Here is a 26,652-nt window from a genome sequence, read left to right as displayed (position 1 = left end):
GGTTTGAGTTTCTTATCAAAAAACAGGAGGGATACCTGCATGAAAGCAATGGTCATACGCCAATACGGGGGGCCGGAAGTATTTGAAATGGTGGAAATGAACAAACCGGAGCTTAAGCCGGGGTATGTGCTGGTGAAGGTTATGGCCAGCAGCCTCAACCCCCTGGAAACCAAAATCCGTTCCGGCCTGGCTGCTTCCCTGGGGCCGGCGCTGCCGGCCATCCTGAATGCCGATGTTGCCGGCGAGATTGTGGCTGTCGGCGAGGGCGTTCCCTGGCAGGCCGGGGAGCAGGTGTTTGGCTGCACCGGCGGGGTGGGGCCGCTGCAGGGGGCACTGGCTGAATATATGCTGGCAGACGCCCGCTTAATTGCCCGCAAACCGGCCAATATCGATTACGCGACAGCGGCTTTGTTTCCGCTGGTTGCCATTACCGCCTGGGAAGGAATTATCGAAAAGTCCCTGGCCCGGACGGGGGAAAAGCTTTTAATCCATGGCGCTGCCGGGGGCGTCGGCCACATGGCCCTGCAACTGGCGAAGCAGCAGGGGGCTGTTGTCTACGGGACTGTGACAACGCCGGCCCAGGCGGATATCGTCAGCGACCTGGGGGTCGATCATATAATCTTGGCGCCGGAGGAGACGGTTGACAGTTATGTGGCCCGCTACACAGACGGCCAGGGCTTTGATGCCGTGTTCGACCCGGTAGGGGGCGACAATCTGGCCAAGAGTTTGCAGGCCGTAAAATTAAAAGGCGTAGTCTGCACCACCAATGCCAGAACTACGCTTGATATCAGTCTTATGCATGCCAAAGCCCTTACGCTGCAGGCCCTGTTGATGACAGTGCCCCTGCTTTATAACCGGGAGCGCGAGCGCCATGGCGCCATATTACAGCAGATAAGCCGCTTGATTGAACAGGGAAAATTGCGGATTCAGCGTGACCCGCAGCAGTTTGCCTTTGCCGACATTGGCAAAGCCCATGCCTATCTGGAAAGCCGCAAAGCCGCCGGCAAGATCTCCTTAATCAATACCTTTGGCCAGTAGATGGCGGGTAAGAACGCGGCCGGCAAGGAGGGAAAGCCATGTACCCTGTTATTATGGAAGCCCGGTTTTACCGCCGGCTGAACCGGTTTGTTGTATTGTGCGCAGACGGGGACGGGCTAAAACAGGCCCATCTGCCCAATCCCGGCCGGATGTGGGAGCTGTTGCTGCCAGGGACCTTGCTTTTTCTGGTGCCAACCGCCGGCCAGGACCGGAAGACCGGCTTTAAAGTCATTGGTGTCGAACGGGACGGCGTGCCGGTAATGCTGGATACCCACTACAGCAATACCGTGGCCGCCGGGCTGATCAGCCGTCAGCGCATTCCCCAGCTTGCCGGCTGGCAGGTGCTGAAACGGGAAGTGCCGTTTGGCCACAGCCGTTTTGACCTGCTGCTGGGCCGGGGCGAGGAGCGGTTTATCCTGGAAGTCAAGTCCTGCACCTTGTTTGGCGAACGGCTGGCCATGTTTCCTGATGCCGTTACCGAGCGGGGCCGCAAACATCTGGAGGAACTGGCCCAACTGGCCGGGCAGGGGTATCGGGTAGGCGTTCTGTTCCTCGTCCATTGGCAGCGGGCCGAATATTTCCTGCCTGACTATCATACCGATCTGGAATTTAGCCGGACCTTTTTCCGCCTGCGCCATACAGTCCGGTTTATGGCGGTGTCACTCCTGTGGCAGCGGGATTTTTCCCTGCCTGACGCAGTGCGGCCTGTGGCTATTCCCTGGGAAATAATCGGCCGGGAAATAAACGACAGCGGCTGTTACATCTTTATTATCCGGCTGCCGGCCGCGCAGGCTGTTGCCATCGGCAGCAAAGGCAGCATGGTCTTTAAACAAGGCTACTATCTTTATGTGGGCTCGGCCAAAAACAACCTGAGCAAACGGCTGGAACGGCATCAGCGCAAACGGAAGCGGTTTCACTGGCATATCGACTATTTGCGGGCCTGCTGTGAATTCCAGGCGGCCATTGCCATCCGCACTACAGCCGACCTGGAGCACGAGCTGGCCGGAGCCATCAAGGCAATTGCCGGCTGGCAGGTGCCCGGTTTCGGCTGTACCGACTGCGCCTGTGCCAGCCATCTGTTTGGCATGGAGGAAAACCCGCTGCACCAGCCCCAATTTATAAAAGTGCTGCAATACTTCCGCCTGGACCGTCTGGCAGCGCAGCTGGGGGAGTAAGGGGGCTGCCAGGGAAATTGGCAAACCCTTTACTATCTTATCAAAAGTAATAATAAAGTTATTATTTTTGATAAGATGATATGGGCTTATGGAAATGGTAAGATTATTGCTGGCTTTTAAATTGGTAAAGCGCAGCAATTATTAAATATAATAATTGTTGTATCAATATTGCCAGCGGTGATCAATGATTTTAGCTGATTTGTTGTGGTCCCTGCCGCCGCCATAACCGGGAGTTTATACGAATTAGCGGGCAAATTGATTATATTATATTCACTTTATTCTCAACTATATAAAAAGTGGCATAAAATTTGCAATTATATAGATTAAACATAGCTGAGAAACCGCCAGCCTGCTGGGGTGTCGATGAAAAGGGGTCTGCATTGTGAATATAAGTCTAACAGAAGAGCAGGGAAAAGCCTTTGTCCTTCTCCAGGATGTTTTATCTGAATTGTGGGGCGAGGAAGCGTTGCTGTTTGTGGCTGACAAAGATTGCTGCGTAGTCAGTCTGACTGTGCCCGGCTCTTTTAGACAGAAAGGGTATGCGTTGCAGCAAGGCGACCGACTGCCGCCGGGGTCCAGTGGTAGAAAGTGCATTGAATCAGGAAAAAAGATGGAGGTTTTAGTCCCCAAAGAAGTTACCGGCTTTCCTTTACGGACCATAACCGTCCCCATCGTTAAGGCTGGTCAGGCTGTTGGCTGTGCGGGTATCGGTCACAGCCGCGAACGGCAGCTGCAGCTCAATGAGGCTGTGGAAAACCTCTCCGCAAGCTCACAGCAAGTTTCGGCTGCCGCGCAGCAAATCAATGAGCACTCCGGTGAGATTGAACGTGCCATGGCGGTGTTTATGCGCTCTTTTACCGGCTTGCTGGCCAGTATTCAGGAAATAGGCCAAATGAATCAAATTATCAGGGATATTGCATCACAGTCTAATCTGCTTGCTTTAAATGCAGCCATTGAAGCTGCCCGTGCCGGTGAAAGCGGCCGGGGCTTTGCAGTAGTTGCGGGGGAAGTGAACGCACTGGCCAACCGGAGTGCTGCGACAGTCAAGCAGATCAGCACGGTTTTGGCCGGTATTCACGCGGGGGGCAAAGATGTTGAAGCCAAGATGGATACGGCTAATTCTTTGTTGGACATTCAAAAGCAGGCTACCCGGGAAATCAATGATGCCATGCGCGCTATTGCCGAAACGGCCATGAATTTAAATGGATTGAGTAGCAGCCTGTAGTTACCTGGGGTTACGGTATGCTGCAAAGCACTGACGCTTTTGGCAGAATATGTTGCAAAGGCGTTTTTTTTGTTGAGAAATTATTTGAATTTACTGTAAAATAGTTGTGTGGAGTTTTGCGCAGGCCGATCAGTATTTATTGGCAGACCGTGCCGGATAGCAGGTGATGGCTGCGGGAACAAATGTACGGCTTACCACGAGGGGGGAGGGGACGTTCATGTTCAGACTTGGCAATATTAAGGATTCGGTTCAGCAAACGGTTACTGCAATCGCAGCGGCGATTGGCGTGGAAGTGGCGATCATTGATGCCGATTCCAAACTGGTAGCTTCCAGCAAAGGCTATGTGGATGCTAAGGTTAACAATTTAGAGGTTTATAAACCGCATAAACCTTTTATTGAGGCCGTAATGCAAGAAAAAGTCATTGTTTGCAAGAGCCCGGGGCATTTCATTTATTGCCAGGGCTGCCGGCTGGAAGGGCAATGTCCGGAAACAGCCGAGGTTTTGTGCGCTATCGAAATGGATGAAAAAGTCATCGGCGTTATCAGTATGGTGGCTTTGGATGAGGAGCAGCGGTACCGTCTGCTGGGAAAAATCGAAACATTGCTGGAGTTTATTCACGAAATGGCCCATATGCTGGTCTGTAAAATCCGGGAAAAGGAATTTATTGACTGGATGAAACAAGTCAACGGCCTGATTGAAACCACCCTGGACTCGATTAATGACGGCATTATCACCTTTGACTGCGACGGGATCATTACCCATGCCAATGGTGTGGCCTGCAGCCTGTTAAAAACTGATAATGCCCGGTTAATCGGCAGCCATATTGATGAGATTATCACCGGAAAAAATATACTGGCCTTTATCCGGGCAGGCAATGTGCTGTTGAATCAGGAGTGCATTTTTCCGGGGGCGGTGGCGATTCATTGCTTAATTTCCATAAAGCCGATTTATCATGAGCAGGCCATAGCCGGTGCGGTGCTTACCCTGAGCGATATTCATAATATTCGGACCGTTGTCAATGAAATGACCGGGATGCAGGGGAATACCACTTTTGAGGCCATCATCGGCGAGAGTGAGGCGATGCTTGATGTGAAGCAGCAGGCCCTGAAAATGGCGCAGGGGGACTCCAATATTCTTATCCAGGGCGAGAGCGGCACCGGCAAGGAGGTTTTTGCCCGGGCCATCCATTCAGCCAGTGCCCGCGCTCCAGGATCGTTTGTGGGCATTAATTGCGCTGCGATTCCGGAAATGCTGTTGGAAAGCGAGCTTTTCGGCTATGAGCAGGGCGCGTTTACCGGTGCGAGAAAAGGCGGTAAGCCCGGAAAGTTTGAACTGGCCGAAGGGGGAACCCTGTTTCTGGATGAGATTGGCGATATGCCGCTCCATCTTCAGGTTAAATTACTGCGGGTCTTACAGGAACGCTGCCTGGAAAGGGTGGGCGGCACAACCACGATTCATTTGAACGTCCGGATTATCGCTGCCACCAATCAGGACTTGGAGGCAAAAGTCCGGGCCGGCGAATTCCGCCGGGATTTATTTTACCGGCTTAATGTAATTCCCATCTTCATCCCTCCCCTGCGGGAGCGAAAAAAAGATGTTACCGTGCTCAGCAAATATTTTCTGTTGAATTATAATCATAAACTGAAAAAGGATATTTTGAATTTTTCCCCTGGTGCGCTGGAGGTCCTGGGCGGTTACTCCTGGCCGGGTAATGTAAGAGAACTGGAAAATGCGGTTGAGTATGCTGTCAATATTGAAAGTGGCAAGTATATCAAGCCGGCTAGTTTGCCTAAACGGCTGTTTCAGCAGTCCGACCCTCACCGGACCCTGCGGGATAAAGTGAGACATTTTGAGATTGTGCAAATACGGGAGGCGTTAAACAGTTATGGGTGGGGAATTAGTGGTAAGAAAAAAGCCGCGCTGGAGTTGGGGATCAGTGTACCCTCATTATACCGGAAATTAATGGAGATAGAAAAAGACAATCCTTTCAGTTCTAAAACCGACAAGCGGGTTCGACCGCATAATAAAGACAGTGTACGCTAGCTGACTGCATATGCATAAAAAAACTGTACCTCCGGGTATAGTTTTTTATTAGTCTACCAGAATTTATAAATAAATTCTGTGGACATAAGAACGCCTATACCCTAAAGGGCACAGGCGGCTTCTGCCGTCGTTCTCAAGGACCTGGCACAAGCCAAGTCTTTTCTTAAATATAAGAATGACCTTCTCACAATTAATAACAGCTTTGTATATCTGAACATTAGCGAGTAAATATCAGCAAGCTGACCTCAATATTCTCCAATGTATTTCTCATAATTGAGTAGAAGCAAGGCCGGCTTTTAAAAAATGGTTTCCCGCAGGCTTCCCCGGGCGGCAGGAACTGCTGCAGCGGCGCTTATTATTGGTGTTTTTTTCCGGCCTGCCGGCCTTTGGCATTATCCTTGCAGTTCTATATGTTCGTAAGCTTACAAAAACATTAACATCGAAGGGAGTGGGCAATATGCTTAGTAAACTGGCCGTAGTTGACCGTGAACTTGCCGTTCAACTGCAGAACGAATTGCTTAGACAAAACATGACAATTGAATTGATTGCATCGGAAAACTTCGTTCCGCCGGTAATTTTGGAAGCGCAAGGGTCAATCCTGACCAACAAATACGCCGAGGGTTATCCCGGCCGGCGTTACCACGCCGGCTGCGAATATATTGATGCCATTGAAACCCTGGCCATTGAACGGGCAAAAACCCTATTTGGGGCGGAGTATGCCAATGTCCAGCCGCATTCGGGCGTGAACGCCAATCTGGGGGTATACTTTGCCGTGCTCGAGCCCGGCGATACGATTCTGGGCATGAGTATTGATCATGGCGGCCATCTTTCCCATGGAACCAAAATGAGTATTTCCGGTCGCTTTTATAAGTCGTTCGCCTATGGGGTGGTGACAGATACCGAGGTCATTGATTACGATCAGGTCCGAACTTTGGCGAAGCAGCACCGGCCGCAGATGATTGTCGCCGGCGCCAGCGCTTATTCCCGTAAAATTGATTACGCAATTTTCCGCGAAATCGCAGATGAGGTTGGCGCTTATTTAATGGTGGATATGGCTCATATCGCCGGGCTTGTGGCCGCAAAGCTGTTACCCAGTCCGGTGCCGTATGCCGACTTTGTTACTTTTACGACCACTAAAACCATGCGGGGCGCGCGGGGAGGGATGATTGTCGCCCGCAGGGAATTTGGCAACAGGATTGATAAAGCTCTTTTTCCCGGTATCCAGGGCGGACATATTTTGCAGGCTGTAGCCGCCAAGGCTTTGTGCTTCAGGCTGGCGATGACTGAGGATTTCGTGGCGTACCAACGGCAGATTTTATGCAACAGCCAGGCACTGTGCCAGACGCTGCAGCAGGAGGGCTTCCGCATCGTTTCCGGCGGCACCGACAACCACCTGTTCCTGGTAGATCTGGCAGGACAACTAACTGGCAGGGAAGCGGAAGAACGCTTAGCTGAAATTGGTATTATGGTTAATAAAAACCTTATCCCTTATGATCCGCGTCCGCCGGTACAGGCCAGCGGCATCCGGATCGGCACGGCGGCCATGACGGCACGCGGCATCAACACCGATGCGATCAGGGAAATCGGCCACATCATCGCGCGCGTGTTGAGCGGTGGCCGTGATGAAACGGTGCTTGCGGCGGCTAAGAAGCTCGTGCGGGAGTTTTGCCTGCACTATCCGTTATATCTTACAACGACCGAGTTAAAGGCCGCGATCGGGGATGAACAGCCGCGCGAAGCGCTGGCGGCCGGTGGGAGGCAGGAAGGAATTTAGACGGGTTTTCAATTTTGAGAGATAGCCCGGTCTGCGAGCCGGTAAGGTCTGAGCAAAAATAAGAAGCGTCTTATCATTTTTGATAAGTGGCTCTGAGGTATAAAATTATTAAGGGAATACTGAATTTTCTATAAGCTGCACAGGATAGCTTATTAAATATAATAATAAGTTATCCTGCAGGTGGCCCTGGATGCCAGTATCATAGACACCCGGTAGCTGTCTGGTGACACTGTTGGTGTGTTTATAAAATACGTTATAGCCGGCACATTCGGCGATTAGCGGCAAGGCGGTAATTGCTTTTTGTAACTTATGCGCTGCTGGCATAGAATTTGCATTTTATCAGTTTATATCATTTTAGCCTTGGCGAAAAGGAGGAATGGCGGGAAAAAGCTAGCTGCGCGGAGTAAATAACAAAGGAGGCTGAAGTTTTGGTGATGAAAGATTGGAGAATCCATATTTTTGCTTTTTTTATTGTTGCCATTTGTGAATGGATCGGCACAAGGAAGGTGTCGGTCGGTCCGGGAGTCTTACTATTTCTGCCTTTGCTGTACGCCATGGTGATTGGCGGCATTATCAGCTGGCCTCGTCTTAAATTGATCAAATTGCAGGAAATGAATGCCGCCTCCCATGTATTAAGTCTGATTGCTTTGTTGCTGGTGACAAAACTCGGGGTAATCATCGGGCCGCAGGTGGCGAAAGTGGCTCAATCGGGCCTGGCCTTGTCCCTGCAGGAATTAGGACACTTTTTCGGTACCGTCATCCTGGGTTTGCCTGTTGCCATCTTTTTAGGTCTGGGCCGGGAATCGGTAGGCGCCACCTTTTCTATCGACCGCGAGCCCAATATCGCCATTATCAGCGAAAAATACGGGCTGGATTCGCCGGAAGGGCGCGGAGTCATGGCAGTATATATCTGTGGCACCGTTTTTGGCGCAGTCTGGCTGGGGCTGTTGGCCGGTTATCTGGCCGCCCTCAAAATTTTCCATCCCTATGCGCTGGCCATGGGGGCCGGTGTTGGTTCAGGCAGTATGATGGCAGCAGCTTCCGGAGCAATTAAAGCGGTATTCCCCGAATACGGCAATGAGATTTTGATGTATGCCGGGGCCAGCAACCTGCTGACTACAGTTATCGGTATCTACTTTTGCTTATTTGTATCCCTGCCTGTAACCAATTACCTGTATAAGGTGCTGACCCCTATTATTGGGCCGCAACAGAAGCAGGAGGTAATTGTGAAATGAAATGGGCGGAAACGGTTGCAATCTTTGCTGTTACTGGTATTATAACAGTAGTTGGCAATACTGTCGGGTATCAACAGCCACTGGCGATGGCTGCTGCCGGTTACCTGTTTTTGCTGGTGATTACTTTACTGGGAATGGTTCTGGCCCGGTACCTGCCTGTTAAGATGCCGATCGTCTTTTGGAGTTCCCTGCTGGCTGTGTTGTCGACATCGCCGCTCTCGCCCTGGGCCTCAATCATTATTGAGTATACCAGCAAGCTGGAATTTATGGCTCTGGCTACCCCGATTCTGGCCTACGCCGGTCTGGCTGTAGGCAAGGATTTGCCCTTGTTTAAGAATATGTCCTGGCGGATTATTGTTGTCGCCTTGTTCGTTTATACCGGCACTTTTGTGTGCGCCACGATGATTGCCCAGGTTATGCTTAAGGTCGAGGGTTTGATTTAATATTATTTGATATGCAGGCCGGCTGACGGCAACTGTTGCGGCCTGCGATCGGAAGCGAGGAATGCGCATGAATTCTATTCTGGAACAGGCAACTGCCTTGTCGCCGCAGATGATTGAAATCCGGCGGGACTTGCACCGTTTCCCTGAACTTAGTTTTAAGGAGTACCGTACAACCCGCTATATTGCCGCAATTCTGGCCCAGGCGGGCATTGAAGTGGTGCCCTGGGGCGGCGAAACCGGGGTCGTTGGCTTGCTCAAAGGCGATCAACCGGGGCCGGTGGTTGCTTTGCGGGCCGATATTGACGGTTTGCCGGTGAGTGAGGAAAACGACTGCTCTTACCAGTCGCAGCAACCGGGGGTTATGCACGCCTGCGGCCATGACGCCCATACCGCCTGCCTGCTGGGGGCGGCGTTGATCCTGGCCGCGCACCGGTCCAGTCTGGCCGGTACCGTTAAGTTTATTTTTCAGCCGGCCGAGGAAATTAATGCCGGGGCCAGGCTGATGCTGGAACAAGGCGTCCTGAAAAATCCCAATGTTGATGTAATATTCGGCTTGCACAATACGCCTACGCTTCCCGCCGGGCAAATCGGCTGCAAGGAAGGTCCGTTAATGGCGGCTGTCGACACTACCTTTCTGACGATCAAAGGCACCGGCGGCCACGGGGGCATTCCGCAGAAGACCAAAGACCCGATAACGGCAGTTGCCGCCGTCATTCAGGGGTTGCAAACCATTGTCAGCCGCCAGGTCGACCCGCTGGCAGCTGCAGTTATTTCCTTCGGCACCATCCAGGGCGGGAACGCCAATAATGTAATTCCCGAAAAGGTGGAATTGACCGGTACCGTTCGGACTTTTGACGCTGAACTGCGCCGGGAAATGCCCGGGCGGATGCAGGGGCTGATCAGCGGTATTGCCCAGGCTATGGGCACGGAAGCTGAGTTTGTGTACCGGCAGGATTTGCCGGCTGTTTTCAATCCGCCGGCTCTGGCGGCCTGGTGCCGCCGGCGGCTCGCAGCGGTGGTGGGCGAGACGGGCCTGGTTACGCCAATACCAAGTATGGGAGGGGAGGATTTCGCCCTGTTTCAGGAGCAGGTGCCCGGCGTCTTCTTTTGGCTGGGCGTGGGCAATCCGGCCCAGGGCATTGTCCATCAGTGGCATAACCCCCGTTTTGATATTGATGAGACGGCGCTCAAGTACGGCGCTGCGGCCTTGGCTCAACTGGCGTATGATTATCTGGCTGACAGGCCGTGAACAGGCAGCAGCTGCGCTTTTTTACTACCGCTAAGGTGCCCGGGCCCTATCGCAAAGTCTTGAGGCAAATAACCCTGGCCTATGAGACCTATGGCGAACTGGCGCCAGCCAAGGATAACGCCATTTTAATTATTCCCGGTTTTTCCGGCCATTCGCACGTGGCTGCTCATAGCGCCGAGGACGTGCCGGGCTGGTGGGAATAAGAAAAGTGGTATAAATAGCAATTTAAAAGCTAATTTTATACCACTTTTTCAGTATTATTATTAAATTTAGGGGCTGTGGATAACTTGCAACACTATTTTGCGACAGCCCCATTAAAATTTACTACATTAGATCGCGAGAAAGCAGAACCAGCCTGGTATTTAGCCGCGCTAGATCCTTGGCCGCAGCGCCTCGGCCGTAATGTGGGCTTCGTAGGTCAGCACCCCGCTCAATACCAGCAGGGACAGATAGGCCAGGCCTATTTTTAGGCGAAAGCCGGCATCGGTATCATAGTAGGGATCATTGCGGTGTTTCCAGAACTCCCAGGCCCGGTGAACCGCCCCGAACAACACCAGGATTAAGATCGGGTTGAAGCTAACCCAAATCAGGACCAGGATCAGGGGAATGCCCAGAAACCAGATATAGGGTGAGACGGCCCCGGCAATCCGCCCGCCATCAAGGGGCGAGGCCGGAATGAGATTAAATAATGTCAGGAAATAACCGGTAAAGGCCAGGGAGAAGAGCAGCGGCGACTGCAAGCCATAGGCAGCAGCATGCACAACGGCTGTGGCGGCAAAGCCAAACAGCGGGCCGCCATAGGCGATGATACTCTCTGTGGCCGCATCCTTAGGCGGTTCTTTAATGCCAATCAGTGCACCCAGGAACGGGATAAAGACCGGCGCCGTTACGGGGATGTTCTGGCGTTTCGCGGCAAACATATGCCCGTATTCATGGATGGCAATCAGCAGGATAAAACCGGCTGCCCATTGCAACCCATAGAACCAGGCGTACACGCCAATCGTCGCCAGCATCGATAAGGTGGTGACCCCAAACTTGCTGAACTTGAACACCAGAAAGATTCCCTTGAGAAAACCGAGAATACTCTTCCATTTCAGCAGCGCCAGCAGCAGGGTAACAGCCCCGCCCAGCCCGATTCTTTTATACCAGGGCTTTGGCGCCGGCGGCCGGGGATTTTCCGAGGGCTCCATGATTTCGTCTTCTCGATGCAAAGCAATACCTCAATTCTTAATTAATTATATTGTAGGAACTGATTCATATACAAAGTTTACCATTGACTCGCCTATGTGTCTACACTTGGGCCGGTTAGCTGCCCCTACAAGCAGTATGAGCCAGCGATTGCCCGATTAACGCGAAAACCCTGCCGAATTGATTGCGGCAGGGTTAATTATTTATTTGCAAGTATAAAGCCGCAGCAGTCAATCTGAGCAAAAGCGCAAAAAACGCCTGCCAGCAGCCCGGGTTTTGCCTGGCACAAGCGGCTGCCGGCGTTTTTTAATTACCGGTGTTGGGGAGGGGGTTCGCAGTCTGCCCCTTCGTCTGCCGCTGGCGGTATTGTTTAGGGGTGAGCCCGTAATGCTCTTTGAAAATGGCGGACAAACTGCTGCCGCTGCAATAGCCGAGCTGCAGGGAGATATCGTGGATGCTTAACCGGGTATTCTTGAGCAGCAGCTTGGCTTTTTCCAGGCGGGCCCGGCGCAGATAGCCGTAAACCGTATCGGCGAACAAGGCTTTAAACCCCTTTTTTAATTTGAATGTATTCAGACAAACGATTTTTGCCAGCTCCTCGATCGAAGGAGGCGTGCTCATCTTTTCGGTCAATACCTGCTTGGCCAGATACAGCTGCTCCATATCGGCATGATCCAGCAATACCGGCATGGCCGGCAACTTCTCCCGGAGTTCGGCCTGAAAGAGATGCTCTGACAATATTTCCAGAACAACCGCCTCAAAAAACAATTTTTTGATTGTTTCATCGTCATAAGGGCATAAACAGATCTTATTGAGCAGGGTTTCTATCTCCAGATCGATTTTCCGGGGGCTGTGAACGGCCCAATGATTACGGGCAAAGTTGATTTTTTCCGTAATGTCAAGATCTTTGGCCGCCAGGTCCTGCACATACTCGGCTTCGATGTTAATAACGACAAACCGGAGCGCCTCCTGCTGGGGGTGTCTGACCCAGCCTTTAAAATTCCGTCTGGCAAACAGCAGGAACTCGCCGGCATTAATCCGCTGCAATTGCCCGGTATCCTCGTTAAACACCTCCAGATAGCCGGCCGTTACATAGACAATTTCAAAATACTTGTGCTCTACCGCAAAGGAATAAGTAAAATCCTTGTGCAGATTCATGGCGCCGACTGAAAGATGCAGGCCGTTACGGTACGCGTAGCGGCGGATGCAGCCGGCGCCGAATTTCTTAAATACCTCAAATTCATGCACATTCGCTGTGCTTTTATGGAGAAAGCCAATTTCATTCAGTTGTTGATAAAAGTCCTCAAGGTTGACAGTATTTAGCAAAAATTTCATCACAACCGCCTCAATCCTATTGCAAATATTTCAGTACAGGGTCCGTCCTGTTCATTGCGCATTTTCCGGCTGATGCTGCGGGAGGGTCTGTTCCTGTTAATGTTTCTCTATTCTATAGTACCAAAGATGATAATGATTTTCAATTGCGTCAGGGATTCTTTTTTATGCAGGAGGTATTTTCCCGCTGACTGGCATTGACCGGTTATTTTTGTACCCTTATAATCATCACTGATAATAAAAATCATTATTGATTAAACCGGGAAAATCGTAAGTAAAGGGTGATGAGGAAAAATGGACAAACCAGCACATACAGTCGTGGCAGCTATGCTGGGCGGAGCTTTGCTGCTGTTGCTGCCGGCATGGGCAGGGGCCGAGGAGGCTCCGCCGGCGGAATTCAGTCTGGACGAGTATGTCGTAACGGCCAGCCGCATGCCGGTGAAGCTGTCGGAGACGGCGGCCAGCGTGACGGTGGTTACGGCTGCTGACATTGAAAAGGGCGGGTTCAGGCGGGTGACGGAGATCCTCGCCCAGACCAGCGTCAATGTGGATGACGTGGGCGCCGGCTCGGCCGGCGTCAGCGCGGTTACGATCAATGGCGACGACCGGGTGCTTGTCCTGGTGGACGGCCGCAAAATCAACCGGGAGTACTTTATTGGGATGGGCAAAACCCGGGTCAACCTGAACCAGCTGCCCAGCGTCAAAAATATCGACCGGATTGAGATTGTTCGCGGGCCCGCTTCGGCACTGTACGGCAGCGACGCGGCCGGCGGGGTCATTAATATCATTACCCACCAGGCGGCCGCAGCCGGCACCAGCCTGTCGCTGCAGAGCGGCAGCTGGGGCCAGCGCAACTATACGCTGACGACAGAAGGCAAAGACAATGGCTTTGGCTACCGGATTACGGCCGAACGCAAACGGCAGGACGACTTTGAATACAAAGACTGGCAAACCGGCAAGGTGGTCACCATGCCCAACAGCTATTTCGACCAGGACGCAGTAACGCTGCGCCTGGACCAGGAGCTGGACGAGGGCCGGTCAGTGAGCTTCTACTGGGAACACCTGGACGGCAAAGCGGGCTATGGTTTGATGCCCCCCGGTTACTCCCAGCATCATCCTACGGCTTATGAAACTACAGTGGAAAACAATGTGGATCTAACCTACCGCTGGGGACCGGGCGGTGTGGAAAACTCATTCAAGCTGTATCATAATGCCGCCGGCTACGATATCCATAAAGGCAGTGACACCAATCAGCCGGATAAATTTCTGACCAGCCGGACCACCGGCGCCGAGTGGCAGCAAAGGTGGCAACTCAGTAGGAATTACACGCTGCTGGGCGGCCTGGAGTGGCGCAAAGTTACGGTTGATGCCCCCACAGACGGGATCTACGGCAAGGATTTGTCCAATCAGGCGGTGTTTATGGAAAATCGCTGGCAATTGCCGGCGGCCTGGACGGTCAGCGCGGGCCTGCGCTATGATGACCACAATGTCTTTGGCGGCAAGTCAACCGCCCGGGTGACAGCCAACCGGGAACTCAATGCCAATACCAATGTGTATGTTTCCTGGGGGCAGGTGTTTAAAGCCCCCAATGCCGATGAACTCTACGGCCAGAGCCAGGCTATCGGCAATCCCGACCTGCGGCCGGAAACCGGTGATACGGTTACTCTCGGCCTGAACACCCGGCTGGCTGACGACAGTCTGCTCAAAGCCAGTATTTTCAGCAGCCGCATCAACGACGCCATCAGCTACTATCCAATTGATTCCACGTATATGTACTGGAAGTTCGCCAACCTGCAGGAACAAAAACGGCAGGGGCTGGATATCAGCCTCACCCAGGAACTGTCGCCTTTCTGGCAGGTAACCGCCGCCTATTCCTATGTTCAGGTTAAGAACAAAGACCAGGGCCAGGCCGATTACTACCTGGACCCCCGAAACGCCCAGCCCAACGGTTACCGGCTGAGTATCCAGTATGACCAGAATAAATGGGATGCGGGCCTGGCCTTGCGGGGCGCAAGCGGCCGCAGCCTGGCCGCGTATACAGCCAGTTCCTACTGGGTGCTGGATATGGCGGCCGGTTATCAGCTGCAAAAGGACCTCCGCGCCTATGCCAAGGTCTATAACCTTACCAACCGGGCCTATGAAACCCGCGGTGAAGCCGGTACCCGGGGCGCGTTTCCCCTGGCGGCCCGCCACTGGTATTTCGGTGTGGAGCAGCGTTTGTAAGCAAGCGAAATGATACGAACACAAGGAGAGTTCTGCCATGGCACGCCCTCAGTCTGCGTTACAGTCCAAGGATTTAATTACCACCGGGATTTTCAGCGCTCTTTTCTTTCTCGCCACCATGATTGCCGGTATGTTTTTTGCACCCAACCCGGTGCTGACGTTCCTCATGCCTGTCGCGGTGGCCTTTTTCACCGGCCCGGTTTACATGCTGCTGCTGGCCAAGGTGCCGAAACGGGGGCCGACCGTCATTTTAGGCAGTATCATGGGCCTGATGATGTTTGTGACCGGCATGTTCTGGCTATGGTCGGTGGCCTATGTCCTGCTGGGCATTATCGCCGGGGAGATTTCGGCGCTGGGCCGGTTTAAAAGCCGGAAACTGAATATGGTCGGTTTTAGCATTTTTTCGCTGAATCCCATTGCTTCCTATATGATGATCTGGATTGACCGGCACTCCTTTCAGGCCTACCTGCTCAGCAAGGGAACGGAGCCGGCTTATCTGGACAGCATGCTGCAAACCGCGCAGGGCTGGTTTTTGCCGGCCATGATTGCCGGCACGGTGGTCGCGGCGCTGGCAGGAGCCGCCAGCGGCAATAAGCTGCTCAAACAACACTTTGAAAGAGCCGGGATCGTCTAAATGGAAACCACATTATTAACCGGGGGGCGGGACAGGCAGCGCCGGTTCCGCCTGGACCCCCGGACCAAGCTGTTCATCCTGCTGGCCGTCAATAGTACGGTGCTGCTTTCACCGGGCTTGCTGCAGGAATTTAGTATGACCCTGTTGATTTTGCTGTTAGGCCTAGTGAGTGGTGTCTACCGGTATACGCTGGCGATGACGGCGCTGTACCTCTTGCTGGCAGCCGCTCAGGTGCTGGGCGCTTTGTATCTTGCCGACGGCCTGCAGGTATTTTTGGTGACGTTCGTGATGTTTTTGCGGAAGATCTTCCCCTGCGCCATGGTGGGCGGTATTTTCATTGCCACGACCAGGGTCAATGAATTTATGGCAGCTATGCACAAGCTGCGCCTGCCCAAAAGCCTGGTCATCCCCCTGGCGGTTATGCTGCGGTATTTTCCCGCGGTGCGGGAGGAATGGGGCCATATCCGCGACGCCATGAACATGCGGGGCCTGGCTGCATCGTTTACCGGTTTGCTTAAGGCCCCGCTGAAAACCATCGAATGCGTCTATGTGCCCCTGCTGTTTTCCGCTGCCAGGCTTGCCGATGAGCTGGCGGCGGCGGCGGTGACGCGGGGGATCGACAACCCGGCGCCCCGGACCTGTGTTGAACGGCTCGGCCTTACGGCGGCGGATGGCTTATGGGCTGGCAGTTTTATGCTATTGCTGCTCCTAGTGATAAAGGAGGTGGCGGTTTGATTACGCTGCGCAATGTTTCTTTTTCTTATCAGGACACTGCCGGCGACGGGATTCACAATATCAGCCTGCAGGTGAAACAAGGCGAATGCCTGCTCCTGTGCGGCCGCAGCGGCTGCGGGAAAACCACGGTTACCCGCCTGATCAATGGTCTCATTCCTCATTTTCATGCCGGGATGCTGACCGGCAGCGTTCAGGTGGCCGGTATGGATATTGCCGCAACCCCCCTGCACGCTATTGCCGCCAGGGTGGGTTCGGTATTCCAGAATCCGCGGTCCCAGTTTTTCAATGTCGATACCGACAGCGAGATCGTTTTCGGGCTGGAAAATCTGGCCTACCCGGCGGCCGAGATCCGCCGGCGGCTGGAACAAACCGTCCGGGAGCTGGATCTCGGCAGCCTGCTGGGACGCAGTATTTTTCAACTATCGGGCGGGGAAAAGCAAAAGATCGCCTTTGCCTCTGTCTATGCCCTGGCGCCGGCGGTATACGTTCTGGATGAGCCCTCGTCCAATCTGGACGGGCCGGCGGTCGCCGCTTTGAGCCGCTTGCTGCAGCAGCTGAAGCGCCAGGGGAAGACCATTGTCATTGCCGAGCATCGGCTTTATTATCTTGAAGGTATCGCCGACCGGGTCGTCTATATGGAGAAAGGCGGCATTGCCGCCGAATATACAGGCGCTGCGTTCCGGCAAATGAGCCCTGGTGAAAGACGCAATAAAGGCTTGCGCGCCATGGACTTAACCGCTATCCCGCTGCCTGCCTCTGCCGCCGGCGCGGGCCAGCCGGTACTGGCAATCCGGAATCTGAGGCTGGCCTGCGATCAGGCCGCCATAGCCGGGAATATCAATCTGACTGCCGCCCGCGGTGATGTCATCGGGGTGATTGGCAGCAACGGCGCCGGAAAATCAACCTTTTCCCAAACTCTTTGCGGGCTGCGGAAAGAGGTTTCAGGCCTTTTTTCGTGGGAAGGAGCGCCGGTCGGCCCCAGGCAGCGGCTGGCTCTGTCTTATCTGGTGATGCAGGATGTCAACTATCAGTTGTTTGCGGACAGCGTGGAGGAAGAATGCACGCTGGGCATTGACCGCCCCGCTGCCGCCAGGGTGGCGGCGGTGCTCCAGGGGCTGTCGCTGTATGAATACCGCCGGCGTCATCCCCAGTCGCTGTCGGGCGGGCAAAAGCAGCGGACGGCTGTAGCGGTCAGCCAGTTAGGCAATAAAGAGCTTATTATTTTCGATGAACCCACCAGCGGCCTGGATTTCGGCGGCATGCTCCAGGTTGCGCGGCTGATCAGGGAATTAGCGGCCGCGGGCAAGGTGGTATTCCTTGTCACCCATGATGCGGAACTGATCGCCAGTACCTGCAGCCGCGTGCTTGGTTTCGCCGGCGGCACGGCCGTGGACGGCCTGACTATGACAGAGCGGGGTGAATGAATTGCGACAAAAAACAGAACAACCATTTTTACTGCTGCTGGCCTGGGCGGGCAAAGAAAAGTACAAACTGCTGCTGGCCATGCTGTGCGGCTTACTCAGCGGCCTGCTGGTGATTGTCCCCTATATGGCCATCTATCAAATCCTGGAGGCGGTGTATCACCGGCAGTTAACGGCAGAAATGATGCTTACCTGCGCGCTGGCCGTTGCGGCGGCCGTAGTTTTCCGCTATCTGCTGCTGGCGGCCGGCATCCTGCTCTCCCATAAGGGGGCTTACAACGCCCTGTACCGGGTGCGGTCCATGCTTGTCAACCATATGGTCAGAGTACCGCTGGGCAGCCTGAGCCGGAAACAAACCGGGGAGATTAAAAAGGTCATCAGCGAAGACATTGAAAAGCTGGAACTGTTTCTGGCCCATCATTTGCCGGAACTATGCCTGTACGCCGCCGGCCCGGTGGCGATTTTTCTGTATCTGGCCAGCGTGCACTGGGGGCTGGCGCTGCTTACGCTGCTGCCTGTCCCGGCGGCCATTTGGCTGCAATACCGGATGTTTGCCGGGTATGGCCGGCGGATGCAGGAGATGAACCGGGTCCTGGCGGGGCTGAACTCGGCCATGATCGAATACATCAGCGGGATGAAGTTTATCAAAGCCTACAATATGGGGGTCGGCTCCTATCAAAAATACGCCGGCGCCATCGATGCCCACCATGTCTTATGGAAGCAGGTTGCCCGCAGCATGGGGCCGTTGTTCGCCGCCTTCGTCATTGTGCTGCAATGCGCCGTGGCTGCGGTCGTCCCGGCAGGCGGCTTTTTGTTTGTTCATGGCCAGATTGGCGCCGGCGTGTTGATCCTGTTCGCTTTTGTCGGCTCCTTGTATCTCCTGGAGCTAAGGCCGCTCTTAGAGCTTGGCTCCAATCTGTCCTATGTCCTGAACGGCATCCATAACGCCAAGGCCATCCTCGATATTCCGCCTTTTACCCAGGGGAAAGAACCGTTTCCTGCCAAGCGGGACATAACATTTCACAAGGTTAGTTTTTCCTATGACGGGCAAGCCACGGTGCTGCAGGATGTGAGTTTTTCTCTCCGGGCAGGGGAAAAAATTGCTTTTGTAGGCAGATCCGGCGCCGGGAAAAGCACCATTCTCCAATTGCTCGCCCGGTTTTATGATGTGAGCGGCGGCGAAATCCGCATCGGCGGCTGTGATGTGCGGCAAATGGACTATGAAACCCTGCAGCGGCATATCGGCATCGTTTTTCAGCAGACCTTCCTGACCCGGGACAGCGTGCTGGAAAACATCCGGATGGGAACCGCCGCCACCCTGGACGAGATCAGGCAGGCCGCTAAACAGGCCCAGATCCATGATTTTATTGCCAGCCTGCCTGACGGGTACCAAACGAAGGTCGGCAGTTATGGCTCCCGCTTCAGCGGCGGGGAAAAACAGCGGCTGGCCATCGCCCGCGCCATTCTTAAGGACGCGCCCCTGCTGCTGCTGGACGAAGCCGCCTCGGCCGTCGACCCGGAAAACCAGCAGGAGATTGACAAGGCTATTGACGCCCTGTGTGCCGGCCGGACGGTCCTGGTCGTGGCCCACAGGCTGGATATTGTCAAAAAATGCGACCGGATTGCCGTGGTCGAAAACAATACGGTGACCGATATCGGCACCCATCAGCAACTGCTGGCGGTCAACGGTTATTACCGGCGCGTGTGGGCCGATTATCAGCAAGCCCGGGGCATCGCCTACGCTCTGGGGACTGCAGGACAGGAGGCGGGCATATGAAGCACCGACAGTGGCTGAAAACAGACAAACGTTTTATCCGGGCCATCGGGCTGAACGTGGCGGAGGGGCTCCTGTCAGGCTCGGTATCGGCCATGGTGCTGCTGGCAATCGACGCCTTGTTTGCCAACAGTCTTGACATAAAAAAACTGGCCGCGTTCAGTGCCGCCATTGCCGTGATTTTTCTTGTCCGCCTTGTTCTTTACACCTGGGGCTATACCATCGGTCATGTGGGCGGCGCGGTCACCGCCAAAAATATCCGGCTGTTTCTCGGCGACAAGCTCAAACGGCTGCCGCTGTCCGTTTTTTTTCAAGGGAAAACCGGCCGCTATATCAATGTCCTCACCAATGATGTCAACAATTATGAGAATATCCTGACCCACAAGGCCGGCGACATCGTAAAAAACATTACCCTGACCGCGATGCTGCTTGCTTTTGTCTGTTATGTCAATCCCCCGGTGGGGCTTATCAACCTGGTGCTTGTTCTGCTGCTGATTCCCGCCCTGCGCTTTTCTTTCCAGGCAGTACGGCAATACGGCGGCAGAAAAAAGGAGATCTTAAATGACAATGTCAGCGACATCGTCGAATATATCACCGGCATTCAGACCCTGCGGAGTTACGGGCTGGGGGGCAGCAAAAACCAGAAGGTCAACAGCTCCCTGAAGGCAATCAGCGATATCAGTTACCGCTTTGAAGCCAAACTCATTCCCGGCGGCAGCGTCTTGATGGGCATGGTCAACCTCAGTCTGCCCCTGTCCTTATATACGGCAGGAACCCAGTGGCTGCGCGGGGATATCACGGCCACGGCGCTGGCCGTCTGCGTGATCCTGCCCCTGTATATCGCGACCATGGCCATCACCCTGTTTATCGACCTGACCGCCTATAAAAACCTGATGCTTTCCAAACAAGCCATGGATCAGCTGGCCTGGGCAGAGGAGGAACCCGCTGCCGCCGCCGGTTTTGCGCCGGACGGTTTTGCCGTCACTTTCCGGGATGTTTCCTTCCGCTACCGGGAAGACGAGCCAGTGCTCGAGCACATCAGCTTTACCGCCCCCAACGGGCAGCTGACGGCTATCGTGGGCGATTCCGGCGCCGGCAAATCCACCATTTTGAACCTGATCGCCAAGTTTTATGAGCCCCGGTCCGGCGATATCACCATCGGCGGCGCCAGCATCGGCCCGGTGCAAGCGGAAAAAGTGCTTGCCCTTATCTCGATGGTCGATCAGGAGGTGTTCCTGTTTAATGACACCATTGGCAATAATATCAGGCTGGCCAACAGGGCGGCGACCGATACGGCCGTGGCCCAGGCGTGCCGGGCGGCAAACTGCGCTGAGTTTATTGCCGCCCTTGACCATGGCTATGACACCGGCGTCGGCGAAAACGGCAACCGGCTGTCCGGCGGGCAGCGGCAGCGCATTTCCATTGCCCGGGCCATCCTGAAGGACAGACCGGTCTTGCTGCTGGATGAAGCCACGGCTTCACTGGATATTGAAAACGAGCTTGCCGTGAAGCGGGCAGTTGTCAGCCTGCTGGGCCAGAATAAAACCGTCATTATGATTGCCCATAACCTGTCTGTTATCCAAAACGCCGATCAGATCCTGGTCCTGTCCCGGGGCAAAATTATCGAGCAAGGCACGCATCAGGACCTGCTTCAAAAACAGGGGAAATACTACGCTATGTGGCAGGCCCAATGCGCAAACCCCTGACTCCGGGGCGACTCAAGGGGACGGTTCTCCTGAGTCGTTTTTCCCTGTTCTCCGGGACCTTAGCCGGGTGACTCAGGGGGACGGTTCTCTTGAGTCATTTTTTTCCTGTCTCCAGGAACTTAGCCCGGCTTTTGCACCTGGCAACAAATTCTTTGTCCCGGCATTTTGGCGGCATGGTAGACTCAAGGGGACGGTTCTCTTGAGTCATTTTTTTCCTGTCTCCGGGAACTTAGCCCGGCTTTTGCACCTGGCAACAAATTCTTTGTCCCGGCATTTTGGCGACATGGTATAATTAATTAGCTGCATATTTACTGCTTTTGTTACGCAGAGGCGACAGGGAACGCTAACCGGGCCGGTTGCAGGCTGCCCTCCGTTAGGGATCACTACTATGTCGACATTAAACTGCAATATAGAAATGGGGGCCAAGAAATGAAAAGGATACTGGGGCTGGTGCTTGTCTGTTTCATTATGAGCGTGTTGCTGGGCTCTGCTGTCGGTTATGCCGGCTCAGGCGCAGCCATTGCAGGAGCCGCTATCTTCCGCAGCCTGGATACCCCGGCAGGAGACCAGGTTGCTGTGCCTGCCATCGGCGGCATGAACGATACGGCTTGGCAGGCTGCGCTTAACAGCACGCTGCAGAACCGGGTGTTGTCTTTCCGCAATTCCACTGCCGGCAGTTCGTTGCAAGGTGATTTTGCTGTCACCTACTACAATGGCCGCCTGCTGGCCGTTCAGTGGACCGGTCTGAGCCATACGCCGGGAGCGGCGCACCCCCAGAAAATTGACGCCGGGATTCATCTTGATCTGAATACCGGCAGAATCTATGAACTGGCAGACCTTTTTCAGCCGGGCGTTGATTATCAGGCCCGGATTAAGGCGCTTTGCCAGGGCAATGAGGAAAAATACCGGCTGACCCATCCCGGTCAGTGGAATGAATGGACCTATGCGACATTTGCCGAGTCCTGGTCAGGCGAGATCTTTCTGCTGTCGCCTAAAGCAGTACGGGTCTATGACAGTGTCAATTTTGCCACAGGCTATTATGGCGGCTATCTCATCCCTTATGAAGATCTCATTGATATGATTAATATTGACGGGGATTTGTGGAAGGCTATAAACAGCTAAAGTGGCTTGAAATCAGTATTCAAGTACAGAGATGACCTGGGGGAGGCCGCTTATGATAGAAGTGACAGCTGCTTTGATTCGACGTGGTAATCGCATATTGATCGCACGGCGTCCTGCCACTGATCACCTGGCCGGGTTATGGGAATTTCCCGGCGGCAAAATCGAGCCAGGGGAAGCACCGGAGGCGTGCTTGCGCCGGGAAATACTGGAGGAGCTAAGGCTGGACATTAAGGTGGGCAGCTACTTTACTGACAGTACCTACCAGTACCCGCAAAAAAAGGTTCATTTGCTGGCTTTTTGGGCTGAGCTGACCGGCGGGGAAGCTCAGGCCTTATTTCACGATGCGGTAAAGTGGGTTACGTTGGCTGAACTAGATGCTGTGGAATTTGCACCGGCTGATATACCCATTGTTGAGCGGTTACAGGGGGAGCTTGGCCTGAGCCGATCGTCCGCATTGCTGTGACCACATCCCGCAAGGCAAAAAAATGACTCAAGAGAACCGTCCCCGTGAGTCGAAAAAACGGCCACCAGGAGTCATGGTTTAAAAATAGTCGGGTATATCAGCTATATCCGCACTGAGCAATTCAGCCCATACATTTTTTTTGCAGTAGGCCATACAAACACTTTTATCGTATTTTTGCAGTTCCGGCGGCAAGCTTTGAAACCCTAATTTTTCGTAATAAGACGGATTGATATCAGAGTACAGAAAAACAACCGTATTATCGGCGGGCACCAGCTTCAGGCATTTTTTTACGAGTTCGCCGCCATAGCCTTTCCCCCGGTGATTTTTTGCAGTCAGTATGGACCCCAGGCCGTAGACGGCCGTGCCCTTGCTGCTTGTTAATTGCATTAGAACGGCCGAACTAACGATATGTCCGTTTGCTTCCAGGACATATCGTGTGCCGATGGCATCATCTTTACTGTTGTCAAGACAGTATTGCGCGAACGTTCTATTTTTACTCCATTCTTGGTAGCCTTCCTGAAAAAGCAGGGGTATTTCTGCTTTGGCTGCCTGCCTAAAGATCATTATTATCGCTCCTTCACCTTGTTGCGTGTAATTAAGTACGTAATATTCGTTGTTAAGATTTTTTTTCCTTTTATATTTGCCAAGACATACAGGCAACAGCGCCTTTTTGCGGGCGCTATTCGTTTTTCTTGTTAAGTATTGCCCTATAATCTTCGATGCATTAGGTAGTAAAGGATTTGGCTGACTGAATCTGATTGGTGGAGGGTGAAGATAATGCCTGTTGATCAAAAGGGCTTACATAACCTCTTAGCTGCTTTGAACCCTAAGAATAATCTAACTGTGGTAAGAGAATATCGCCAGGGGCTGCAAAAAAAGCTGGAACAAGCAGCCGGCGGCGGCAAAGCAATGCCTGACAAGGAAGATAAGACCAAAACCAATGATATTAAGCAGGTTGTTGTTGAATTGCAGGCGGCTGATAAACAGCTCCAGCAAGCCATATACGAAGAAAAAACCAGGAAGCTTGAGTTGGAGAGAGTGAAAAACGAAGCGGCGGCGGCTAAAAAACTGCGTGACCGGGAAAAGGCTTTAGCCAGGCATGAGCGTGTTCTGCTGAACGCCAGTGTGGGTAAACTGCTTGCCGCTGCCGGCAAGGTGTCCCAGTGCAATAGTATTGGCGGCGCGGGAATGACGGTTTCCTGCAACTGGCCGCCGGCAAAGCCGGAGGGCGCCGGCACTTCGCCCTACAGCCTGACCGGGAAGAGTGCTGAAATAGAAAGAGACCTGAAAGAGTCTGTTGCATTTGGGATCGCGGCCGCCGAGGTTGCCCGCAGGCGAAAAGCGAATGCGTTGAAGGCTGACGGCGAGGAAGCCGCTGGTAACAAGGGCAAAAAAGAAAAAGCCAACAAGCGCCGCATAAATATAATTATATAGAGCTGTAAAGGGGGCCGCGGGCCTGAAAATCCGCTGGCCTTTTTTGTTTGCCTGGCGAGAGCGAGTGAAGAAGGGCGCGGCCGGTGACTCAAAAGAACCGTCCCCTTGAGTCAGGCGGCACTCATCAGATTTTGTTGTGGTGTATACAACAGTTATTTGTTTCCCAAAGCGGCGGAAAAATTATAATATATTGAAAATACAAAAAATATAGTAGTCCGCCAAGTCTAAAGCTATAGGCTGCATTGCGCGAGATTTTTCGCCCAGCAAGGCGAAGGTCGCTAACTGATTCAGTAAGACCTGCTTTAATAAGGCCGGTAGGTGATGGCTCTCTTATTACTTGCGCGGCCGCACATATCGGACATATGTAAGGTAACGACAACGAAGCTGGACGGGAAATATCGCGCCAAGAACGCTGTAGATTTGGGCTTGGTGGACTACTAGCGGTTAGGAGGCAGAGCTATGTTCAAACATCTATTTGCCGCAGGTACAATCGGCACCATGAAAACGAAAAACCGCATTGTCATGACCGCCATGGGCAACCATTTAGCAAACGCTGACGGCAGCGTATCGGCAGGGGATATTGCTTTTTACCGGGCCCGGGCCCAAGGGGGCGTGGGGGTGATAATTACCGAATGCGCTCTTGTGGACGGCGTAAGAGGCAAAGGCAACAATAAGCAAATATCGGTGGCGGAGGACCGGTTTATACCGGGCTTAGAGCAGCTGGCCCGGGAAATTCATCGCTATGACAGCAAAATCGTTGTCCAGATCTATCATCCCGGCCGGCAGGGCATCAGTGCCGTAAACGGGAATCTGCCGCTGCTGGCTCCCAGTGAAGTGGAGTGCCAGGCGGTGCACCAGCCGACGGTAGCCATGACGACGGCGGAGGTAGCGGCTATGGTTGAGCGGTTTGTCCAAGCCGCGGTAAGGGTAAAAGCAGCCGGGATAGACGGGGTCGAGGTGCACGGGGCCCATGGGTATCTGATTAATCAGTTTTTAAGCCCTTATACCAATAGGCGGGAGGATAACTACGGGGGCAGTTTTGCCAACAGGCTGCGCTTCCTGGAAGAAATCGTGCTGGGAATCAGGCAGCACTGTGGCCGGGATTATCCGTTGCTGGTCCGGTTGTCGGTGGATGAATTTTTAGGAACGGTTGACGGCTGCGAGCGAGGCTTACAATTGGCTGATGGCCTAAGCATCGCCCGGCACCTGGAAGAATGGGGCGTCGACGCAATTGATGTCAGCTCCGGCATCTACGAGAGCATGAATACGGCCTGGGAACCTGCCTCCTTTGACCAGGGCTGGAAGAGTTATCTGCCGGCCGCAATAAAAAAAGCAGTGACTATTCCGGTTATCGGCGTGGCGGTGATCAGAGACCCTGCATACGCCGATAAGCTGATCGCCGAGGGTAAGCTTGATTTCGCCGGTTCTGCCCGACAGCATTACGCCGATCCCGAATGGGCCAACAAGGCCAAAGCGGGCAAAGTGAACGAACTGAGAAAATGCATATCCTGTCTCCACTGTATGGAAACACTTATGGCTGCGGACCTGAGTCCCATACCCTGCCAATGCGGCATTAATATCCAAAGCGGCCGGGAGTTGGAATACAGTGATTTTAAGCAGGACGGCAATGGCCGGATTGTGGCGGTCATCGGGGCCGGGCCTGCCGGTCTGGAAGCCGCCCGGGTATTGGCCATGCGCAAATATAAACCCATTATTTTTGAAAAAACCGCTAACGCCGGCGGACAGCTGGAGCTTGCCAATAAACCGCCGAAAAAAGACAAAATCAACTGGCTGATCAATTATTTAACAGGACAGGTACAGCAATTAGGGGTGGAAATTCGTTTTAATACGGCGCCCACGCTGGCCGACCTGCAAGCGCTAAAGCCGTATGCAGTCTTCATTGCCCAGGGCTCCGAGCCCATTATGCCTGAATTCATTCCCGGCATCGCCGGCCAGGAGGTGATGGGCGCTGCGGAAATCTTAAGCGGCACAGCAACTGTAACCGGCAAAAAAGTAGCGGTGATCGGCTCAGGCATGACCGGCCTGGAAACAGCCCATCTGCTGGCTGAAAACGAAAATGAGGTCAGTATATTTGAGATGGCCGCTACGATCGGGCCGGGATTGTTTTTTCAGAATCTCATTGACGTAATGAGCCAGCTCGGGCCATTAAACGTAAAGCTGTATCCAAAGCATAAGCTTTTGCGAATAGATAATGGCAATGCGGTTTTTGCAATCATGGCAGACCAGGAAAGGCACGAAGAGAAAACGTATAAATTTGATGCCATTGTCATTTGCCTGGGAACAAAACCCAATACGGCATTAGTCGAAGAAATTAAAGCAAACTTCGAGCCGGTCTATATCCTGGGAGACGCTTTAAAGGCAGGCAGAATAAGGGATGCAATGGAGACAGGCTTTGTAAGCGCCTATAATTTGTAAA

At 53.4% G+C, this 26,652-nt stretch carries 22 protein-coding genes; 19 read left to right on the top strand and 3 right to left on the bottom strand.

Annotated features, from left to right (window positions below):
* The first annotated feature begins 39 nt into the window (after positions 1 to 39).
* The 9 genes from ACZ481_RS18975 (at position 40) to ACZ481_RS18935 (ending at position 10,386) form a co-directional block, all read left to right on the top strand.
* Positions 40 to 1,038 (top strand): zinc-dependent alcohol dehydrogenase family protein, encoded by a 999-nt coding sequence (locus ACZ481_RS18975; RefSeq protein WP_464766904.1) that lies wholly within the window; start codon positions 40 to 42, stop codon positions 1,036 to 1,038.
* A gap of 38 nt (positions 1,039 to 1,076) precedes the next feature.
* Complete coding sequence (gene sfsA, locus ACZ481_RS18970; RefSeq protein WP_464766903.1) at positions 1,077 to 2,213, top strand: DNA/RNA nuclease SfsA; 1,137 nt, start codon at positions 1,077 to 1,079, stop codon at positions 2,211 to 2,213.
* A gap of 382 nt (positions 2,214 to 2,595) precedes the next feature.
* Positions 2,596 to 3,438, top strand: a complete 843-nt coding sequence (locus ACZ481_RS18965; RefSeq protein ID WP_464766902.1) for a methyl-accepting chemotaxis protein — start codon at positions 2,596 to 2,598, stop codon at positions 3,436 to 3,438.
* Positions 3,439 to 3,655: 217 nt separating this feature from the next.
* Complete coding sequence (locus ACZ481_RS18960; RefSeq protein WP_464766901.1) at positions 3,656 to 5,482, top strand: sigma-54 interaction domain-containing protein; 1,827 nt, start codon at positions 3,656 to 3,658, stop codon at positions 5,480 to 5,482.
* Between the two features lie 457 nt (positions 5,483 to 5,939).
* A complete protein-coding gene (locus ACZ481_RS18955; RefSeq protein WP_464766900.1) occupies positions 5,940 to 7,256 on the top strand; it encodes a serine hydroxymethyltransferase in 1,317 nt (438 codons plus the stop codon).
* Positions 7,257 to 7,690: 434 nt separating this feature from the next.
* Positions 7,691 to 8,491 (top strand): DUF3100 domain-containing protein, encoded by an 801-nt coding sequence (locus ACZ481_RS18950; protein ID WP_464770655.1) that lies wholly within the window; start codon positions 7,691 to 7,693, stop codon positions 8,489 to 8,491.
* On the top strand, positions 8,488 to 8,934 hold the full coding sequence (locus tag ACZ481_RS18945) for a hypothetical protein (RefSeq protein ID WP_464766899.1): 447 nt from the start codon (positions 8,488 to 8,490) through the stop codon (positions 8,932 to 8,934). Before ACZ481_RS18950 ends, ACZ481_RS18945 begins: the two co-directional genes overlap by 4 nt.
* A 67-nt stretch (positions 8,935 to 9,001) precedes the next feature.
* Positions 9,002 to 10,183 carry a M20 metallopeptidase family protein gene (locus ACZ481_RS18940; protein ID WP_464766898.1) on the top strand — a complete coding sequence of 394 codons (1,182 nt, stop codon included), beginning with the start codon at positions 9,002 to 9,004 and terminating at the stop codon, positions 10,181 to 10,183.
* On the top strand, positions 10,180 to 10,386 hold the full coding sequence (locus ACZ481_RS18935; RefSeq protein ID WP_464766897.1) for a hypothetical protein: 207 nt from the start codon (positions 10,180 to 10,182) through the stop codon (positions 10,384 to 10,386). Before ACZ481_RS18940 ends, ACZ481_RS18935 begins: the two co-directional genes overlap by 4 nt.
* 168 nt (positions 10,387 to 10,554) lie before the next feature.
* Here the strand turns inward: ACZ481_RS18935 and ACZ481_RS18930 are convergent, their stop codons facing one another.
* The gene (locus tag ACZ481_RS18930; RefSeq protein WP_464766896.1) at positions 10,555 to 11,373 is read right to left on the bottom strand and encodes a site-2 protease family protein; all 819 of its coding nucleotides are present in this window, start codon (positions 11,371 to 11,373) and stop codon (positions 10,555 to 10,557) included.
* A gap of 304 nt (positions 11,374 to 11,677) precedes the next feature.
* Entirely contained in the window at positions 11,678 to 12,706 is a 1,029-nt protein-coding gene (locus ACZ481_RS18925; protein ID WP_464766895.1) for a helix-turn-helix transcriptional regulator, read from the bottom strand.
* A 291-nt stretch (positions 12,707 to 12,997) separates the two neighbouring features.
* Between ACZ481_RS18925 and ACZ481_RS18920 the strand changes: the two genes are divergently transcribed.
* The 8 genes from ACZ481_RS18920 to mutT all read left to right on the top strand — a co-directional run bounded on the left by ACZ481_RS18920 (position 12,998) and on the right by mutT (position 22,781).
* On the top strand, positions 12,998 to 14,926 hold the full coding sequence (locus ACZ481_RS18920; RefSeq protein ID WP_464766894.1) for a TonB-dependent receptor plug domain-containing protein: 1,929 nt from the start codon (positions 12,998 to 13,000) through the stop codon (positions 14,924 to 14,926).
* A 37-nt stretch (positions 14,927 to 14,963) separates the two neighbouring features.
* The gene (locus ACZ481_RS18915) at positions 14,964 to 15,560 is read left to right on the top strand and encodes an MptD family putative ECF transporter S component (protein WP_464766893.1); all 597 of its coding nucleotides are present in this window, start codon (positions 14,964 to 14,966) and stop codon (positions 15,558 to 15,560) included.
* Complete coding sequence (locus tag ACZ481_RS18910; protein WP_464766892.1) at positions 15,561 to 16,295, top strand: energy-coupling factor transporter transmembrane component T; 735 nt, start codon at positions 15,561 to 15,563, stop codon at positions 16,293 to 16,295.
* Positions 16,292 to 17,719, top strand: coding sequence for an ABC transporter ATP-binding protein (locus ACZ481_RS18905; protein ID WP_464766891.1), 1,428 nt, complete (start codon positions 16,292 to 16,294; stop codon positions 17,717 to 17,719). The genes ACZ481_RS18910 and ACZ481_RS18905 overlap by 4 nt, the downstream gene beginning before the upstream one ends.
* Position 17,720: 1 nt before the next feature.
* Positions 17,721 to 19,493 carry an ABC transporter ATP-binding protein gene (locus ACZ481_RS18900; RefSeq protein WP_464766890.1) on the top strand — a complete coding sequence of 591 codons (1,773 nt, stop codon included), beginning with the start codon at positions 17,721 to 17,723 and terminating at the stop codon, positions 19,491 to 19,493.
* Entirely contained in the window at positions 19,490 to 21,196 is a 1,707-nt protein-coding gene (locus ACZ481_RS18895) for an ABC transporter ATP-binding protein (RefSeq protein WP_464766889.1), read from the top strand. Before ACZ481_RS18900 ends, ACZ481_RS18895 begins: the two co-directional genes overlap by 4 nt.
* Before the next feature lie 429 nt (positions 21,197 to 21,625).
* A complete protein-coding gene (locus tag ACZ481_RS18890) occupies positions 21,626 to 22,318 on the top strand; it encodes a hypothetical protein (protein ID WP_464766888.1) in 693 nt (230 codons plus the stop codon).
* Positions 22,319 to 22,370: 52 nt separating this feature from the next.
* Positions 22,371 to 22,781, top strand: a complete 411-nt coding sequence (mutT, locus tag ACZ481_RS18885) for an 8-oxo-dGTP diphosphatase MutT (RefSeq protein WP_464766887.1) — start codon at positions 22,371 to 22,373, stop codon at positions 22,779 to 22,781.
* A gap of 78 nt (positions 22,782 to 22,859) precedes the next feature.
* Here mutT and ACZ481_RS18880 read toward each other — a convergent pair whose 3' ends face one another.
* Positions 22,860 to 23,573, bottom strand: coding sequence for a GNAT family N-acetyltransferase (locus ACZ481_RS18880; protein WP_464766886.1), 714 nt, complete (start codon positions 23,571 to 23,573; stop codon positions 22,860 to 22,862).
* On the opposite strand from ACZ481_RS18880, the gene ACZ481_RS18875 reads away from it, so the two are divergent.
* Together ACZ481_RS18875 and ACZ481_RS18870 are read left to right on the top strand one after the other, a co-directional pair.
* Positions 23,559 to 24,215 carry a hypothetical protein gene (locus ACZ481_RS18875; protein WP_464766885.1) on the top strand — a complete coding sequence of 219 codons (657 nt, stop codon included), beginning with the start codon at positions 23,559 to 23,561 and terminating at the stop codon, positions 24,213 to 24,215. The genes ACZ481_RS18880 and ACZ481_RS18875 overlap by 15 nt on opposite strands.
* A 459-nt stretch (positions 24,216 to 24,674) precedes the next feature.
* Positions 24,675 to 26,651: an oxidoreductase gene (locus ACZ481_RS18870; RefSeq protein ID WP_464766884.1), complete on the top strand. Its 1,977-nt coding sequence runs from the start codon at positions 24,675 to 24,677 to the stop codon at positions 26,649 to 26,651.
* The last annotated feature ends 1 nt before the right edge of the window (position 26,652 follow it).

The sequence above is a fragment of the Sporomusa intestinalis genome (assembly GCF_055383785.1).
Note: the sequence above shows the minus strand (reverse complement) of the source record. Positions and strands in the feature narration are given on the sequence as shown.